This window comes from Bradyrhizobium sp. CCBAU 53421, assembly GCF_015291625.1.
GTDB lineage: Bacteria > Pseudomonadota > Alphaproteobacteria > Rhizobiales > Xanthobacteraceae > Bradyrhizobium.
Genome location: NZ_CP030047.1, coordinates 126,486 through 143,671 on the forward strand (window position 1 = coordinate 126,486; position 17,186 = coordinate 143,671).

General features: G+C 64.5%; 16 protein-coding genes. 3 read left to right on the forward strand and 13 right to left on the reverse strand.

Annotation, left to right across the window (positions count from 1 at the left end; translation table 11 throughout):
- Positions 1-82: 82 nt before the first annotated feature.
- Positions 83-1,414: an MFS transporter gene (locus XH92_RS00565; protein WP_194457504.1), complete on the reverse strand. Its 1,332-nt coding sequence runs from the start codon at positions 1,412-1,414 to the stop codon at positions 83-85.
- 336 nt (positions 1,415-1,750) lie between these two features.
- Complete coding sequence (locus tag XH92_RS00570; RefSeq protein WP_194457505.1) at positions 1,751-2,098, reverse strand: DUF6665 family protein; 348 nt, start codon at positions 2,096-2,098, stop codon at positions 1,751-1,753.
- 304 nt (positions 2,099-2,402) lie between these two features.
- On the opposite strand from XH92_RS00570, the gene XH92_RS00575 reads away from it, so the two are divergent.
- Positions 2,403-2,960 (forward strand): cytochrome P460 family protein, encoded by a 558-nt coding sequence (locus XH92_RS00575; protein WP_194457506.1) that lies wholly within the window; start codon positions 2,403-2,405, stop codon positions 2,958-2,960.
- Positions 2,961-3,081: 121 nt separating this feature from the next.
- Here XH92_RS00575 and XH92_RS00580 read toward each other — a convergent pair whose 3' ends face one another.
- From XH92_RS00580 to XH92_RS00590, 3 genes are all read right to left on the reverse strand, one after another.
- Complete coding sequence (locus tag XH92_RS00580; RefSeq protein ID WP_194457507.1) at positions 3,082-4,611, reverse strand: AMP-binding protein; 1,530 nt, start codon at positions 4,609-4,611, stop codon at positions 3,082-3,084.
- Between the two features lie 125 nt (positions 4,612-4,736).
- Entirely contained in the window at positions 4,737-5,867 is a 1,131-nt protein-coding gene (locus XH92_RS00585) for a DUF5938 domain-containing protein (RefSeq protein ID WP_194457508.1), read from the reverse strand.
- Between the two features lie 36 nt (positions 5,868-5,903).
- Positions 5,904-6,707 (reverse strand): SDR family NAD(P)-dependent oxidoreductase, encoded by an 804-nt coding sequence (locus XH92_RS00590; RefSeq protein WP_194457509.1) that lies wholly within the window; start codon positions 6,705-6,707, stop codon positions 5,904-5,906.
- 336 nt (positions 6,708-7,043) lie between these two features.
- On the opposite strand from XH92_RS00590, the gene XH92_RS00595 reads away from it, so the two are divergent.
- Positions 7,044-7,682, forward strand: a complete 639-nt coding sequence (locus XH92_RS00595; RefSeq protein ID WP_194457510.1) for a TetR/AcrR family transcriptional regulator — start codon at positions 7,044-7,046, stop codon at positions 7,680-7,682.
- Positions 7,683-7,885: 203 nt separating this feature from the next.
- On the opposite strand, the gene ptsN is transcribed toward XH92_RS00595, so the two are convergent.
- The 8 genes from ptsN to XH92_RS00635 form a co-directional block, all read right to left on the reverse strand.
- The gene (gene ptsN / locus XH92_RS00600; protein ID WP_016843543.1) at positions 7,886-8,347 is read right to left on the reverse strand and encodes a PTS IIA-like nitrogen regulatory protein PtsN; all 462 of its coding nucleotides are present in this window, start codon (positions 8,345-8,347) and stop codon (positions 7,886-7,888) included.
- 232 nt (positions 8,348-8,579) lie between these two features.
- Positions 8,580-9,194, reverse strand: coding sequence for a ribosome hibernation-promoting factor, HPF/YfiA family (gene hpf, locus XH92_RS00605; protein ID WP_194457511.1), 615 nt, complete (start codon positions 9,192-9,194; stop codon positions 8,580-8,582).
- A 185-nt stretch (positions 9,195-9,379) separates the two neighbouring features.
- The gene (gene rpoN / locus XH92_RS00610; protein WP_194457512.1) at positions 9,380-11,035 is read right to left on the reverse strand and encodes an RNA polymerase factor sigma-54; all 1,656 of its coding nucleotides are present in this window, start codon (positions 11,033-11,035) and stop codon (positions 9,380-9,382) included.
- Positions 11,036-11,126: 91 nt separating this feature from the next.
- Entirely contained in the window at positions 11,127-12,113 is a 987-nt protein-coding gene (lptB, locus tag XH92_RS00615; RefSeq protein WP_194457513.1) for an LPS export ABC transporter ATP-binding protein, read from the reverse strand.
- 323 nt (positions 12,114-12,436) lie between these two features.
- A complete protein-coding gene (locus XH92_RS00620) occupies positions 12,437-13,117 on the reverse strand; it encodes an LptA/OstA family protein (RefSeq protein ID WP_194457514.1) in 681 nt (226 codons plus the stop codon).
- Positions 13,118-13,140: 23 nt separating this feature from the next.
- Positions 13,141-13,863: an LptA/OstA family protein gene (locus XH92_RS00625; RefSeq protein ID WP_194457515.1), complete on the reverse strand. Its 723-nt coding sequence runs from the start codon at positions 13,861-13,863 to the stop codon at positions 13,141-13,143.
- A 5-nt stretch (positions 13,864-13,868) separates the two neighbouring features.
- Positions 13,869-14,594: an LPS export ABC transporter periplasmic protein LptC gene (gene lptC, locus XH92_RS00630; protein ID WP_194457516.1), complete on the reverse strand. Its 726-nt coding sequence runs from the start codon at positions 14,592-14,594 to the stop codon at positions 13,869-13,871.
- Positions 14,595-14,775: 181 nt separating this feature from the next.
- Complete coding sequence (locus XH92_RS00635; RefSeq protein WP_194457517.1) at positions 14,776-15,390, reverse strand: ribonuclease D; 615 nt, start codon at positions 15,388-15,390, stop codon at positions 14,776-14,778.
- Between the two features lie 365 nt (positions 15,391-15,755).
- Between XH92_RS00635 and XH92_RS00640 the strand changes: the two genes are divergently transcribed.
- Entirely contained in the window at positions 15,756-17,024 is a 1,269-nt protein-coding gene (locus tag XH92_RS00640; RefSeq protein ID WP_194457518.1) for an MFS transporter, read from the forward strand.
- The last annotated feature ends 162 nt before the right edge of the window (positions 17,025-17,186 follow it).

The following is a 17,186-nucleotide window of genomic DNA, read 5'->3' on the forward strand; positions in this document are numbered from 1 at the left end:
TCCGCGAATTTTAATGCGCGGGCGTGCCTCGATACCGAGGCGGCCCGCGCATTTTTTTGCCGACGTCGCTTTGATCATTCGATCAAGGCCTGTCGTGCTCCTCGGAAATGTCCTTGTTGGTGTAGTCGGGCATCAACGCGGTCGCGACAATGCTGACCACCGCGCAGAACAGGATGTAGAGCGCGATCACATAGCCGGAGCCGGTCGCGGCCAGCAGCGCGGTGGCGATCAACGGCGCCGGTCCGCCTGAGATGACCGAGGAGAGCTGGTAGCCGATCGAGCAACCGCTGTAGCGCAGCCGCGGCGTGAAGCATTCGGCGATCAGCGCCGCTTGCGGACCATACATCAGGTCGTGCGGCACGAATGACAGCACGATGGCGATGAAGATCAGCGCCGGCGCTGCCGTGTTCAGCATGCCGAAATAGGCGAAGCCGAACAGCCCGGTCAGGACCGCGCCGATCAGGTACATCCGCTTGCGCCCGATGCGATCCGACAGATGCCCGGCCAGCGGGATGGTGACGAGCGAAACCAGGCCGGCACAGATCAGGCAGATCAGCAGGAAGTCGCGGTCTTGATGGATGACCTGGGTGCCATAGGCGAACACGAAGGCGAGATAGATGTAGGCCGGCGCCTGTTCGGCCATTCGCGCCAGCGCCGCCAGAATGATCGATCGCGGCTGCCTCCTGATCACCTCGATCACCGGTACGCGCGCGACGCGATTCTCGGCCACGATCCGCCGGAACGTCGGCGTCTCCATGATGCCGAGCCGGATGTAGAGCCCGATCGCGATCATCACGAGGCTGAGCAGGAACGGGATGCGCCAGCCCCAGACCAGGAACTGGTCGCCGGAAATGCGGCTGAACACCAGCACCGCGATGTTTGCCAGCAGCAACCCGGCGGGGCCGCCAAGCTGCGGCCACGAGGTGATGAAGCCGCGGTGCTGGTTGGTTCGCGCCCACTCCATCGAGAGCAGCACCGAGCCGCCCCACTCGCCGCCGACGCCGACGCCCTGGAGGAAACGGATCACGGTCAGGATGACGGCGCCCCAGATGCCGATCTGGTCATAGGTGGGGACGAGACCGACCGCCGCCGTGGCGAGCCCGGTCAACAGCAGCGTTGCGATCAGCGCCCCCTTGCGGCCGATGCGATCGCCATAGTGACCAAAGATCGCGGCACCGATCGGCCGCGCGATGAAGCCCACCGTGTAGATGGCGAAGGCCTCGAGCACGCCAACCAGGGGATCGGACTTGGGAAAGAACAGCTTGCCGAAGACGAGGCCGGTCACCGTGCTGTAGAGCAGAAAGTCGTACCATTCGATGGTGGTGCCTACCGTGCTGGCAATCAGCGCGCGACGCAATTGCGCCCGATGCTCGGCTTCCGGGAGCGGGGCGACTGCAATGTCCAATGTCGTCATTGTACATCTCCCTGGCCCGGCATATTCGGGCCATCTGGAATGCGTTTCGTCCCCCGGCCACGGCAGCGGACGAGGGTATCGATGCCCGGTTATTTGTTTGGTTGGGGCAGGGCCGCAATTGCGCGGGGCGTGCCCATGCAGGCCTTAGGGAAGCCGGTCCTGGATTGCGCGCGGCCTAACCGATCGCCATCGCGGGAATACGACATCCCTCATGACACGGTCTTGCGCTCGGAAATCTAGCCGTTCGGCGAACTCGGTAAATTCGACCTTGGTCTGTGGCGCTTGCCGTCGAACCTCTCGCAGGCGACCGCTGCAGCGCGGCGGCGGCCCGCGCCTTCATGGCGACGCGGTCGACGCGGTGAGCGGCGGCCCCATGTTGAGCTGCACTTCGCCCGGCACGTTGTAGTCGCGCATCAGCGTGCGGGTGTTGCGCAGGCCACATGATTCGCGCTGCACCACGAACATCCACAGCGCATGGCCGGCTTCCCGCACCAGGATGCGCCGCGCCTGTCGGGCGGATGCCGGTGCTTCGGCGCGCGGATGGGCCGCATCGAACTCACGCAATTTCGCAAGAGCTTGTTCCAGCGCGCGGCCCATGCGCCCGAGCGCACTCGCCCTCTCCTCGGCGAGCTCATAGGTGAGAACGTCGACGGGAACGCGATCAAGGCGAAAGTCGCGGGACATCAGCCATCCCTGGTTCGCACGCGCAATGTTGCGCACGACCGTCTTCTGGCGTCACCGGCTGGTTGTCAATAGCTGCTCCTGCCGCCCAATGCTGCACGTGCCACGCGGCTCAATTTGCCGGCTTCCGGTGCGTCGCTTGGACAGGCATGGCCGCGTCTCCGTTTCGCTCGGCGCATTTCCGTGCTGTAATCCGCTCCCGTGACCAAATGGTCCGCACAATCCCGAGCCTTGCAGAGGCCCACGCGATAAGGGGAATTTCCAGCAAGAATTATTCGCCGCCAAATCGATTGAAGGAGATGCGACTATGCAGAAGAGCTCGCTGATCAATCTCGTTGCGTCGGTGTCGATTTCCGTCCTGGCGACTGGTGTCGCGATTTCAGCGCAGGACAAGTACAGCCTGCAAGTACCGAACGGCCTCGCGTTCTCCGAGTTCAGGGGATACGAGGATTGGGCAGTGATCGCGATCAGCGAGAACGAAGGCGTCATCGCCGCGATCCTGGGCAATCCGGCGATGATCGGAGCCTATCGCGAGGGCGTGCCTGGCAATGGCAAGCCGTTCCCGGATGGCGCCAAGATGGCGAAGATCCATTGGATCCCGAAGAAGCAAGAAACGTATCCCGGTCAGCCAACGGTGCCGGGCGCGCAGCACGACGTCGATTTCATGGTGAAGGACAGCAAGCGGTTCGCAGACAGCGGCGGATGGGGATACGGCGCGTTCGAGTACGACGCGGCGTCCGATACGTTCAAGCCCGCAACGACAGCGGACAATCCGCCACAGGAGAACGACGCCAAGTGCGGCTACGCCTGCCACACCGTGGTGCAGAACCGCGACTACGTGTTCACCGAATACGGCAAGCGATGAATGCTGAATGATGCGAGCTAGGGCAATCTCGGTTCTGATTGAATCAGAACCGAAGCTCCGGACTCTCGTTTTGACGCGTTTTCTTCACGCGAACCAGTGTCCACTTCGCTCGAAAAACACACTAGCGCTCCGCCAGCCGCGCGCGGATGTCCGGCTTCAGCACCTTGCCGACCTTGGACCGCGGAAGATCGTCCCAGACCTCGATCTGCTTCGGCGTCTTGATGCTGCCGATCTGCTGCTTGACGAACGCCGCCAGCGCCGTCGCATCGACGGTGTGGCCGGCGCGCGGCTGCACCACCGCGACGATGCGCTCGCCCCATTTGTCGTCGGGCAGTCCGATGACCGCGCAATCCTGCACCGCCTCATGGACCCGCAACGCATTCTCGACCTCGATCGAATAGACGTTGAAGCCGCCGGTGATGATCATGTCCTTGGCGCGATCGACGATGTAGAGATAGCCGTCGCCGTCGATGTAGCCGATGTCGCCGGTGTGGTGCCAGCCATGCGCCGAGGCCTCGCGCGTGGCCCCCGGGTTCTTGTAGTAGCCTTCCATGACCAGCGAACCGCGCACCACGATCTCGCCGCGCGATCCCGCGGGCAGCAGCTTGCCGTCGCCATCCATGATGCCGGCCTGCACCAGCGGGCCGATCCGCCCGGCCGACGCAAGGCGCTCCATCGCGATCCTGCCGTCTGCATTGTAGTGATCGGCCGGCGCCATCATCGAGATCATCATCGGCGCCTCGGTCTGGCCAAACAGCTGCGCCATCGGCCCGATCCGCTGTAACGCTTCGGCGAGCCGCGTCGCCGAGATCGGCGCTGCGCCATACCAGAAGCATTGCAGCGAGCTGCGGTCAGTCGCATCGAGCCTCGGATGATCGAGCAGCATGTAGATCACGGTCGGCGGCAGGAAGGTGTGGGTGACGCGATAGCGTTCGATCAGCGCGAGGAACTCGCCGATATCGGGGTGATGCATGATCACGACGCGGCCGCCGAGCGTCATGATCGGAAAGCAAAGCACGCCGGCGGCATGGGTCAGCGGCGCCAGCGCGAGATAGATCGGACGGCCCTTGAACGGGTAACCCATCAGGGTCAGCGCGGTCATCGCCTCGATATTGCGCCCGGAGAGCATCACGCCCTTGGGCTTGCCGGTGGTGCCGCCGGTGCCGGGGATCATCGCGAGATCGTCGATCGTGTCGCGCTGATAGACATCATCGGCAAGCCCGCCGAGCCAGCGGTCGAATGACGGCGCGAACGGCAGCTCGGTATCGAGGCAGACCAGCGCGCGCAGCTTGGGCAGATCCTGCCTGACGGCTTCGACCATCGGCGCGAAGCTCGAATGGAACAGCAGCAGGTTGCAATCGAACTGGTCGAGGATGAACTTGTTCTCGGTCGCCTCGTTGCGCGGATTGATCGGACACCACACCGCCGCGGCGCGCGAGATGCCGAATACGCAGGCGAAGGCGAGCGGATCGTTGCCGGACAGGATTGCAACCTTCTCGCCGGGAGCGATGCCCGACCGCTCGAGCCCGCGCGCGATCCGGTAGCTCAGCCGCTGCACCTCGCCATAGCTGAGATCGCGGCCGTCCATGGTGAGACACGGCGCGTCGATGCCGAGCGAGGCTCCCTTGTCGAGATAATCGATGAAGCGCATGGCGGACCTCGCGCGAGGGGGCGGGTGACGCGCGACTGCGTCACCCGCGGGAGGGGCGTTTTCGCGCAAGGCGAAAACGCTTCAGGGAAGGCAGTGTTGAGCCCCGATCCGATCGGGGCCCAAGCTCAATCGTGCACGGTCAGGACCGGCTTGCCGACCAGGCCGAAGCTGCGCAATTGCCCGAGCAGCTCGTGATGGCCGAACGCCTGGCAGCCGGAGGCGAAGCCGACGCGCTTGGGCGGCTGCTGCAGCAAATACGCCGCGGCAAAGGCCTGCAGCATGCCGGTCTGCTTGTAGTTGCTGTTGCCGTAAATGACGCAGTGGGCGCGCCCCAGCGGGCCGGAGGCATACACCGAATCCATCGACTTGTTGACGCGCGGGTTCTCGCGCGGCGGCATCGTGTTCATCACGCCGGCCGCGGTCTGCGCCAGCGCGGCGTAGCGCTCGTCGGGCTTCATGTCCTTGGTCGCCTCCAGCGCGGCGGCGACGATCTGCGGCACGCCCAGCATCAGCGCGCGGTTGAACACGCCGCCCAGCACCTTCACATTGGCCACACGCGGATCGCGCTTGAACCATACCGGATGCGAGGTGCCGCCCCAGGGCAGCGCCAGCGCCAGCTCGTGCTGGCCGGGGATTGCGAGGTTGGTGAGGCCGGCATCGGGCTGATGCTCGACGTACTTGTTCTGCTCCAGATAGTAAGCCTTGGCCATCGCGGCGTTGACCAGGATGGTCTGCGTCGAGGCGATGGTCGGGCTGCCGCCCCAGAACACGGCGATATCAAGCGTATCGAGACCGGGCGTCTCCAGGCACAGCTGCGCGGCGATCTCGCCGGTGGTGTACATCTGCGCGATACCCGGCGACAGCAGCAGGCCCGCATTGGCGAACTTCGTGCCGAACTCCTGATCCAGCATGATCAGCCAGTCCTGCTCGCCGGTGGTGTCGGTGTAGTGGCACTTGGCAGCGAGGCAAGCCTGCACCACTTCGATGCCGAACTTGGCGAACGGGCCGACGGTGTTGAGCACCACCGAGGCGCCCTTGAACAGTTCGGTCAGCGCGGCCACGTTGTGCGGCACCGTCACCACCTCATAGTCCGCGGTCTCGATGCCGGCTACGTTCGACTTCATCGCGGCGTTGAGCTTGTCGGCGCTGCGGCCGGCGGCGATGAAGGGGATGTTGTACTCGCGCAGATACTCGCAGACCAGCCGGCCGGTGTAGCCGGACGCGCCATAGACGATGACGGGCTTCTTCTCGCTCATTGCGATCCTCCGAAATGGTTGTTGTCGGCTTTGCTGCTACATGCCCATGCCGCCATCGACCGGCAGGCCGATGCCGGTGATGAAGCGGGCATCGTTCGAGCACAGGAACACCGCGGCGTCGGCGATGTCGGAAACCTCGGCGAGCTTGCCGAGCGGCGTCTGCTCCACCACCGAGCCGACCGCGGCATTGACATCGGGGGCGAGGCCGATCTTCACGATGTCATTGGCGAGCTGCAGGCCCATGTCGGTCGGGATCAGGCCGGGATAGATGCAGTTCACACGCACGCCGAAGCCGAGCTTGCCGGCTTCCATCGCCGCGACCCGCGTCATGCGGTCGACCGCGGATTTGGTGCCGGAGTAGACGGCGATGCTCGGGAAGGCGATCGTCGCCGCGACCGACGCGATATTGACGATGGCGCCGCCTTTGCCCGCGGCTCCGCCTGGCCGCATCGCGCGGAAGGCGTGCTTCATGCCGAGCACGGTGCCGACGATGTTGACGTCGCACATGCGGCGCGCATCCTCGGCCTTGATCTCGCTGACCAGCGAGGTGATCTCGATGCCGGCATTGTTGATCAGGATGTCGTAGCCGCCGAGGGTTTCGACCGTCGCGGCGGCGGCCCGTTCCCATTGCGCGTCGTCGGTGACGTCGAGCTTGACGAAGCCGGTTTTGACGCCGGCCTTGGCGATCTCGGCGGCGCTTGCCTTGCCGGCATCGTCGAGGATGTCGCCGATCATGACCGCGGCGCCGGACCGCGCCAGCGCCTGCGCGATTGCCGCGCCGATCCCCCGGGCGCCGCCGGTGACCAGGGCTTTCCTGCCTTCAAGGCTCTTCCCACTCATGACGTAGTCCTCCCTTTGCTTGGTGATTTTGATCGGTGCCACGACCGGCGGCAGCTGCGGGCCCGCGGTCTGCATGGTCTCAGCGCATTGGTGGTGACGGCCGACGTCGGCGGGGCGCAGCGTTGGCGCGCCCGGCAGTGCATTTCCTCCTTGATATGGTTAGGTCAGCCGTCTTGACGGTTGTCCAAATTATTTCGCCAACCCTCGTCCAGGAACTTGACACTTGTCAAGCCTGAATTTGACAAGTGTCAAAGATGATGATTGTGAAGAGATGGAGTGCGCTGCGGTTCGCGCGGTATAAGTTGCTGCAGCGACGAGACAGAGGAAAGGCACGAGATGGCGCGGCAAGCGACAGGAGCGGCCCAACGCGTGGCGGTGGCGGCCGAGACGCTGCGCGACGAGAAGTTCAACGCGCGGCGCGTCGAGCTTGCCGAAGCCGCGCTGGAAACGCTTGGCGAGCTCGGCTTCGCGCGCACCAGCCTGCGCGAGATCGCGCAGAACTCCGCTTTCACGCACGGCGTGTTTCACTACTACTTCAGCGACAAGCTCGACCTGATCTGCTGCTGCGTCCGTCACTACAAGGCGAAATGCGTGACGCGCTACGACGAGGTGGTGACGACGGCACGCAGCCGCGACGAATTGACCGAAGGCTTCCTCGCCAAGCTCGCGGCGACGTTGCGCGACGAAGCCCGCATGCACCGGCTCTGGTACGATCTGCGCTCGCAGGCGATGTTCGAGCCGGCGTTCCGCAAGGACGTGCTCGAGATCGACAAGAGCCTCGAAGCGATGATCTGGCGGATCGCCACGCGCTACGCGGAGCTCGGCAACAGGAAGCCGGCATCGTCTCCGGCTGCGCTCTACGCGCTGTTCGACGGCCTGTTCCAGAGCGCGCTGCTCAGGCACCTCGCCAGCGACGAAAAGGCGATCCCCGATCTGCTCGACGAAGTCCGCCGTCTGCTGCCGACGATCTGCTGAAGCATTGCGAATGCGTCGTAGCCCGGATGAAGCGCAGCGAAATCCGGGATTCGCGCCAGCTGCGAGATTTTCCCCGGATTGCGCTTCGCTTCATCCGGGCTACGGGGATTGAGATGATCGCGCAGTGGCGCGCGCCATCGCGTGACGAACGAACTATGTCTTGATGACGGTTGCCCGAATGAAGGCTTCGCGAATGCGGATGACTACGCCGCGCTCGCCGGCGGCAGCGCGAGCACCGAGTAGATCGCCTGCGCATCGCGCGAGGCACGCAGCTTCTTGGCGACGTCCTGGTCGCGCAGCAGGCGGGCGATGCGCGCCAGCGCCTTGAGGTGGTCGGCGCCGGCGCCTTCCGGTGCGAGCAGCAGGAAGATCAGATCGACCGGCTGGCCGTCCATCGCCTCGAAATCGATCGGGCGTTCGAGGCGGGCGAAGAAGCCGAACAGCTTCTCGAGCTTGGGCAGCTTGCCGTGGGGAATGGCGACGCCATAGCCGACCGCCGTGGTGCCGAGCTTCTCGCGCTGCAGCAGCACTTCGAAGATCGCGCGCTCGTTCTGCCCGGTCAGCGCGGATGCACGCGCGGCGAGTTCCTGCAGCGCCTGCTTCTTGCTGATGACTTTCAAAGCCGGAAGTATCGCCTCGGGTGCGACCAAATCGGTAATCGGCATTGGGACGTTCCGAGGTGAATGAACCGTCAGGTTGCGAAATAGGCTTTACAGCGGCGGCGTCAAGAAGTTGAGGTGGGATGCGGGCTTAGCCCGGGTCCAGCTGGCAGGGCTTCTACTCCAACGTATCGGCGGTGCCAACACCTGCGAACCCTGTTCCGCCCCCCTTATTCCTGGAGGCGGCGGACCATAAGCAGGGCTGGCTTCGGACGTCAATGCCATCTGCCATATATCCTCAGGGGCCCACCGCCGGCGGATCGACCCAGCCGACATTGCCGTCCGTACGGCGGTATATGATGTTCAACCGCCCACTGCCGCCGTGCTGGAACACCAGGCAGGAGGCGCCGGTGAGATCGAGCTCCATGACGGCTTCGCTGACCGACAGCCGCTTCAGCGCGGTGGTTGCCTCGGCAATGATCACGGGGCTGTATTCGGTGACCTCGTCCTCGTTCTCGGGCGCCTCGATGACGTAGCTCGGCGCGTCGAGGCCTGCACTGTTAAGGCCTGCGCCGTTCAATTCGGCCAGCGCCGCGTTGGCGGCGTAGGTCTTGCGGGCCGAACGGTCCTTGAGCCGGCTCTTGTAGCGGCGCAGGCGCTTCTCGATCATCAGGAGCGCGGCGTCCGCGCTGGCATAGGCGTCGGCGGCGTTGGACTCGGCTTCCAGCGTGATGCCGGAATCCAGATGCAGCGAGCAATCGGTGCGGAAGCCGAAGCCATCCTTGCTCAGCGTGATGTGACCGGAATAGTTGCCATCAAAATACTTTCGCAGGACCTCGTCGGTGCGCTCGCTGACGCGCGCGCGAAGCGCCTCGCCGATGCTGATGCTCTTTCCCGAGATTCGAAGGGTCATTTGATGCCTCAATTGCTGGATGCCTCGATCACTCTTGCAGGAGCATGATGTTTGCTGGGCTTCCGGTCACCTCCCTTGCTGGACGACGTTTCGCCAGGAAAGATTGAGACTATCGCGATTTGACGCGAACGCAACGAGCGCTTGACCCGGTCCGTGCTCGGACGGGGTCATGCTCAAGAAATAACCTAAACGGGGGCTGTATCGCGCGAGCGGTCGGGCGAGGAGGCAGGAGCCGAAAGGGCATTACCGAGCATGCTCTGTTTGTCACGGCGGCGCTGCACCGAGGATGGTATCCGCATCGCCTCACGGTACTTCGCGACGGTGCGGCGGGCAATATCAATGCCCGAAGCGCGCAAACGTTCCACGATCGTGTCGTCGGACAGGATCGCCGACGGCGCCTCGCCGTCGATCAATTGCTTGATGTGATGACGCACCGCTTCGGCCGAATGCGCCTCGCCGCCGTCGGCAGACGCAATCGATGCGGTGAAAAAATACTTCAATTCAAAACTACCGCGATTGGTCGCCATGTATTTGTTGGCGGTGACGCGCGACACTGTCGATTCATGCATCTGGATCGCATCCGCCACCGCTTTGAGATTGAGCGGCCGCAGGTGCGCGACGCCATAGGTGAAGAATCCGTCTTGCTGGCGGACGATTTCGGTTGCGACCTTCAGGATGGTGCGGGCGCGCTGATCGAGCGCACGCACCAGCCAGGTCGCGTTCTGCAGGCAGTCGGTGAAGTACGACTTGTCACCGTCCTTGCGGATCGTCTTCGACAGCTCAGAGTAATAGGTCTGGTTGACCAGCACGCGCGGCAGAGTGTCGCTGTTGAGCTCGACATGCCAGCCGCCGTCGGGACCCGGACGCACATAGACGTCGGGCACCATGGTCTGCGTCCGCGACGTCCCGAACTTCAGCCCGGGCTTCGGATCGAGCCGGCGGATCTCGGCGATCATGTCGGTGATGTCTTCGTCGTCGACGCCGCAGAGCTTTCGCAGGGCCGCGATGTCGCGCTTGGCGAGCAGATCGAGATGCTCGACCAGCGCCTGCATCGCCGGATCGTAGCGATCGAGCTCGCGCAGCTGGATCGCCAGGCACTCGCTCAGGTTTCGCGCGCAGACGCCCGGCGGATCGAACTTCTGCAGCACCGCGACGACCTCGTCGACCGCTTGCTGCGACGCACCGAGCCGCTCGGCGGCCTGGCCGAGGTCGGCCGGCAGGTAGCCGGCGTCGTCGACCAGGTCGATCAGATACTGCCCGATCATGCGCTGCGCCGGCGCCGAGAACGCCACCGCGAGTTGTTCGGCGAGGTGGTCGGCGAGCGTCAGCTCGGCGGCGACGAACGCCTCGAGATTGTATTCGTCGTCGCTGGAGGCGCCGCCACCCCATTCGGTATAGACCGACGGCGGCGCGTCCTGGGCGGCGCGCGCGGCGGCTTCGGCAGGTTCCTCGGAGAACACGTTGTCGAGCCCGGTATCGAGCGTCTGCTCGATCTCGGCGCGGGTGCCGAGGTCGCGGTTCAGCCATTCCTCCTGACCAGGCTCGAAGGCCGCCTCGCCGCCCGAGCCGGCGGCCATGTCGGAGGAGTCGCCGTCATCGCCATAGCTGTTGGAACCGTCGGAATCGCCGTAGTCCGGCCGCTCCATGGCCGGCTCGCCCGCCACCAGCGGTTCCGGCCCGTCGGCCGCCCGCTCGAGCAGCGGATTGCGCTCCAGCTCTTCCTCGACAAAGGTCGACAGATCCAGGTTCGACAGTTGCAGCAGCTTGATCGCCTGCATCAGCTGCGGCGTCATCACCAGCGACTGCGACTGGCGGAACTCTAGTCTTTGCGTCAGCGCCATGGAGGCAAGATCGATTCCAGAAAGTTGGCTCGATTCTTGCTTATCTTAGTCCGCAGCCGTTGTACACGGCTTGACGGATGGGATTTTTTGGCTAGAGCCGGAATTCCTCGCCAAGGTAAAGCCGGCGTACATCGGGATCATTGACGATCTCCTCCGGGCTTCCCTCAGTCAAGATCTCACCGGCATAGACGATGTAGGCACGGTCGGTCAGGCCGAGCGTCTCGCGGACGTTGTGGTCGGTGATGAGCACGCCGATGCCGCGGTTGGTGAGATGGCGGACGAGGTCCTGGATGTCGCCGACCGCGATCGGGTCGATGCCGGCGAACGGCTCGTCGAGCAGCATGTAATTGGGGCGCGTCGCCAGCGCGCGCGCGATCTCGACGCGGCGGCGCTCGCCGCCGGACAGCGCGATCGACGGGCTCTTGCGCAGCCGCGTGATGTTGAACTCGTCGAGCAGCGAATCCAGCTCATGCTCGCGCTTCTTCTTCGAGGGCTCGACGACCTCGAGCACGGCGCGGATGTTCTGCTCGACCGACAGGCCGCGGAAGATCGAGGCTTCCTGCGGCAGATAGCCGATGCCGAGCCGCGCGCGCTGATACATCGGCAGCTTGGTGACGTCGTGGCCGTCGAGCTCGATCGCGCCGCGATCCGCCTTGATCAGGCCGGTGATCATGTAGAACACCGTGGTCTTGCCGGCGCCGTTGGGCCCGAGCAGGCCGACCGCCTCGCCGCGGCGCACATAGATGCTGACGCCGCGCACGACCTGACGGCTGCCGAAGCTCTTTTCCACGCTATGCACAGCCAGGTAACCCGGCCGCTTGATGAGCTGCGGCGCAGCCGGGGCGCTGCTCCTGGCAGGCCTCGCCCGCGCCGGGGCGGGCGCAGCTGCGGGCTGCGATCGCGGCAGCTCGACGCCGGGAACCGGCGCGGCGCGCGCCATCGGCGGCGCGTCGCGCACCGGCGACGTCAGCATCTCGCCGAACTGGTCGCCGAGCGCCGTGATGTCGTCATGCGAACGCGCAAATCCGGAGCTGCGTTTCGCAGGGCGCCGCCGGAACATGCCGAGAAAATCCACCATCCCCGCTTCGCTTCAGCCTTTCACGGTGATCCCGCGACCTTGCCTGTGGACCGATCGATTCGCACGCCAAGGCGCAAGCATGAGCCGGAAAACTGGATACCGGCCTTCCCTCGCGGCAAAAGCGGACGCGTCTGCGCGGAGATCATGCTCAAACAACACGGCAAAGCGCGATCACCCGCGCCTTGAATGAATGGATGCCCCTGTCCCGGCCAATATAACTCCCCCCTCGAAGGCGCATCGTTCGGCCGGGCCGCTGGAGTAGATACAGTCTCGCTCCGCGCGCTTCAACCTCGCGGCCGCAAAATATTATCTAATGCATTGATTCATCTTGATTTTGATGGCTTGGCGGAAGCTGACGGGAGGCTTACAGGTGCGGCCGGCGCCGGCGCGCCGCCGCAGTCCTGTCCCTGAACGACCATGGCCTGCACCCTGCCGGTGTCGGATTCCACGCGCGAGACGCCGGTCGTCATGTCCACGAGCAGACGGTCGCCGCGCACCACGTTCTGGCACTGCGTCAGCACCACCTGGCTGCCGCTGCCGCCGAGCATGGTGATCAAATTGGTCTTGGTGTCGAAGATCGCGGTGGTGCCGGTGACGACCTGATCCTTTTGGGTCACGACGACATCGCCTTTCGCTTCCAGCCGCTTGATCGAGGACGCGCCGGCGGGGCCGGGCGTCGCCGATTGCGGCGGCGGCGCCTTGGGCGCGGAGGCCCCTGGTGCGCTCGCCGGAGGCTGGGTGGATTTATCCTCGTAGAACACCACCAGCACCTTCGAGGTCATGGTGGTGTCGCCCTGGACGACTTTCACATTGCCGGAGAAAGTTGCCTCCTTCTTCTTGTCACGCATTTCGAGCACGGCCGCCTCGATCTGGACCGGCTGGTCGCGGTTCTGCGCAAAACCCTGCATGGCATTGGGCACGGACGCGGTGCCCTGTCCGCGCGCGGTGTCGAACGCGGCCAGAGCGAAGAGGGCGACGATTGCGGCGCGCGAAAGCATCGGCATGACGATCCTCGCGCCAGCGGCGCTTATTTCGACTTGCTACCCGGAAGCAGTTGAAGCGGCGACGGGGCGGGGGCCGCGCCGGGAGCCACCGGCGTTCCGCATTTGCCGTTCTGTCCGCCCTGCGACTGGATGAACAGGCCCTGCACCTTGCCGCTGTCGGATTCCACCCGCGAGACGCCGGTGGTCATGTCGACCAGCAGGCGGTCGCCGCGCAGCACGTTCTGGCACTGGGTCAGCACCACCTGGCCGCCACCGCCGCCGAGCATGGTGATCAAATTGGTCTTGGTGTCGAAGATCGCGGTCTCGCCGGTGACGACCTGATCCTTCTGGGTGACGACGACATTGCCCTTCGCCTCCAGCCGCTTGATCGAGGACGCGCCGCCGGGGCCCGGGGTCGCCGATTGCATCGGCGCGGCGCCCTTGGCGGCAGCACCCTTGGTGCCTGTCGGAGCAGGCGCCGGCGCCTGCGTCGATTTATCCTCGTAGAACACCACCAGCACCTTCGAGGTCATGGTGGTGTCGCCCTGCACGACCTTCACATTGCCGGAGAAAGTCGCCTCCTTCTTCTTGTCGCGCATTTCGAGCGCGGCGGCCTCGATCTGGATCGGCTGGTCGCGGTTCTGCGAAAAACCCTGCATGGCGTTGGGAACGCCACTCATCGAGCCCTGCGCGGACGCGGCAGCGGCTGCGAACAGCGCGAGCAGAAAGGCCGCAATTGCGATGCCGTGCGGAAAACGTCTCATCATCAAATTCATTTCGGGTTGGCGGATTTGCGCGCTTTCGGCGGCGGTGGAGGAGGAGCGGCCTCGGCGGGCGGGCTCGGATTGCTGTCGCCGAGCTTGTCCAGATTCATCACGACATTGCCTTCGAACCGCACGAGCTCGCCGCTGTTGTAGATCCTGAGGCGGTCGGAGGTCAGCGTGCCCTCAAGCAGCTTGACGTCGACATGCTCGTCCGACGACACGTTGCCCTTGTTGATGTCGACGAAGGCCTGCGTCAGCTTCGCTTCATAGCCGGTGGACGATTGCAGGAAGATATCCTGGCGCAGGTCGAGCAGCTGCTTCTTGTTGTCGAAGAAGCCGGTGCGCGCATCCATCGTCACCGTCGACTGATCCTGCTGCGCCACCTTGGCGCGGATCGTCTTCAGCTCGACATGGTCAGGGTCGGTGACATCCTGGATCGCCGCCTTGGCCCACATCTCATAGGGCCGGCCGTCGGCGGAGAAGCCGGCGATGTGCGGCGATTCCATCGTGATCTTGGTGCCTGAGACGACGAGGTTGTCCATCTCGACCGGCAGCTTGGGGATCATCTCACGGAATGGATTGTAGACCGAGACGAAGATGATCGAGGCCATCGACAGCCCAACCACCGCAGGCACGGCGATGCGCAGGATCCGCACCATGCGGCTGTGCCGCGCGGCGGCGGCAAAGCGCGCCTCGAGACCCGTAACATAGGTTGGATTCTGAACCGAATTCACCTGAGCTCCAGAGGCGCGAAACCGCCCCCATTCTAGCCGGAGCCGCCCGAATATGCAGCCCGGACCTCGCGTCGCGCCCCCAAGCCGGCTTCAAGGCGGACCACGCGTGAACAGTTTGGCCGAAACGGGGCGGAATTGGCCCCGCTGCGACGAATTCGGCGCCCAACATGAACGGGCGGAATCATGAATGGGCGAAGATGTCCTCGGCCTCCCAGCCGTCGAGATCGAGCCGGGCGCGGGTGGGGAGGAAATCGAAGCAGGCCTGGGCGAGATCGATGCGTCCCTCGCGCGCCAGCATCACATTCAACTTGTCGCGCAGCGCATGCAGGTGCAGCACGTCGGAGGCGGCGTACGCGAGCTGGGCCTCGCTCAGGCTCTGCGCACCCCAGTCGCTCGACTGCTGCTGCTTCGACAATTCGACGTTCAGCACTTCGCGCACCAGATCCTTCAGGCCATGGCGGTCGGTATAGGTGCGCGACAGGCGCGAGGCGATCTTGGTGCAATAGACCGGCGCCGGCATCACGCCGAACGTGTTGTAGAGCACCGCGACGTCGAACCGCGCGAAATGGAAGATCTTGGTGATCGCAGGGTTCGCGAGCAGCGCCTTCAGGTTCGGCGAATCGGTGTGGCCCTTCGGAATCTGGATCACGTCGGCGGTGCCGTCGCCGTTCGACATCTGCACCACGCAGAGCCGGTCGCGATGCGGATGCAACCCCATGGTCTCGGTGTCGATCGCGACGGAATCGGTGTAGCGAGTGAGATCGGGCAGGTCGCCGCGATGCAGGCGGATGGTCATGAAATAAAGCCTCGGGTCTCGGTTCGATTCGACAGACGACACTAGCCCCCAAACGCCCGGGATGCGAGCGGATAGGCGGGCACCGGGCCGCTCAGCCGGGGGTTACGCCCCGCTCTTGCCATATCCCGACAGGGCTGCCCAGCACCGCGCGAACCCTGTTGCATTTGGATCACGCTGCAATTCAAACGATTGGCGACGGGATGATCCGAGGCTCCGCGATACCCATATGGAGGAGCGGGCATTTCGCGGTTCTTGATCACACTTCCGCGCATTTTTTTGCTTGTTCGCGCCGATGAAATCCACGAACGGCGCCCTATCTCTGCCCAGCCGCTCGCACGTCCTACTCATCTTCAGAAATGAGCCTCATGTCGGAACAGACCATCGCCGCGCCGATCGACGCCGAGCCGCAGGAACGCGGCTTTTCGCGTTATCAAGCGTTCCTGATCGCGCTGCTTGCGTTCACGCAGTTCACCCTGATCCTCGACTTCATCATCATGTCGCCGCTCGGCGCCATCCTGATGCCGTCGCTCAACATCACGGCCGGGCAGTTCGGCGTCGCGGTCTCGGCCTATGCCTTCGCGGCCGGCATCTCCGGCATCCTCGCCGCCGGCTTTGCCGATCGCTTCGACCGCAAGCGGATGTTGCTGTTCTTCTATGTCGGCTTCACCTTCGGCACCGTGTTGTGCGCGGTGGCGCAGAATTTCCATGTGCTGCTGCTCGGCCGCATCGTCACCGGCCTGTTCGGCGGGGTGATCGGCTCCGTCGTGCTCGCCATCGTCACCGACCTGTTCCCGCTGCATCTGCGCGGCCGGGTGATGGGCTTCATCCAGACCGCATTCGCCGCGAGCCAGGTGCTCGGCGTGCCCGCCGGACTTTTCCTGGCCAATCACTGGAACTGGCACGTCTGCTTCGTCGCCATCGTCGGCCTGTCGATCGCGGCGATCGCGACCATCGCGCTTGTCATGGAGCCGGTCGACGGCCATCTCAAGCTGCAGCACGACCGCAACCCCTTCCAGCATCTGATCTCGACCGTGGCGCAGCCGCGCTACACGCTGGCCTTCCTGGTGACGACGCTGCTGGCGACCGGCGGCTTCATGCTGATGCCGTTCGGCAGCGCCTTCACCGTGCACAATCTCGGCATCGACATCGTCCATCTGCCGACGATCTATCTGGTCTCCGGCCTGTTCAGCATCCTGATGGGGCCGCTGGTCGGCCGCGCCAGCGATGCGTTCGGCAAATATCCGACCTTCATCTTCGGTTGCGTGGTGTCGGCCATCATGGTGCTGATCTACACCCATCTCGGCCACGTCTCGCTGCTGACCGCGATCATCGTCAATGTGCTGATGTTCGTCGGCATCTTCTCGCGCATGATCCCCTCACAGGCGCTGATGTCGGCGATCCCCGACGCCAGCCAGCGCGGATCGTTCAGCGCGATCTCAGCGTCGGTGCAGCAATTGTCAGGCGGGCTGGGCTCGGTGGTTGCCGCCGCGATCGTCGCCGAGAATGCCGACGGCTCGCTGCTGCATTTCGACCGGATCGGCTACGTCGTCGTGGCGAGCTCGATGATCTCGATGATCGCGATGTACTTTGTGCAGAAGCCGATCGCGCGGCGGGCGGGGCGACGGGTGGTGTGAGGGGAAGCGCCGACTCGACACCGACCGAGGGAATGTAGGCTCCGGTCATCACTTCGGGCCAGCTGCAGCCCGACACGCAGAGCATAGATAGCGGTCACGAGGCTACGGCCTCGCCGCACCCACCCTCCGGATGCTGAGCGATTTCAATCGCTTAAAAAGGGG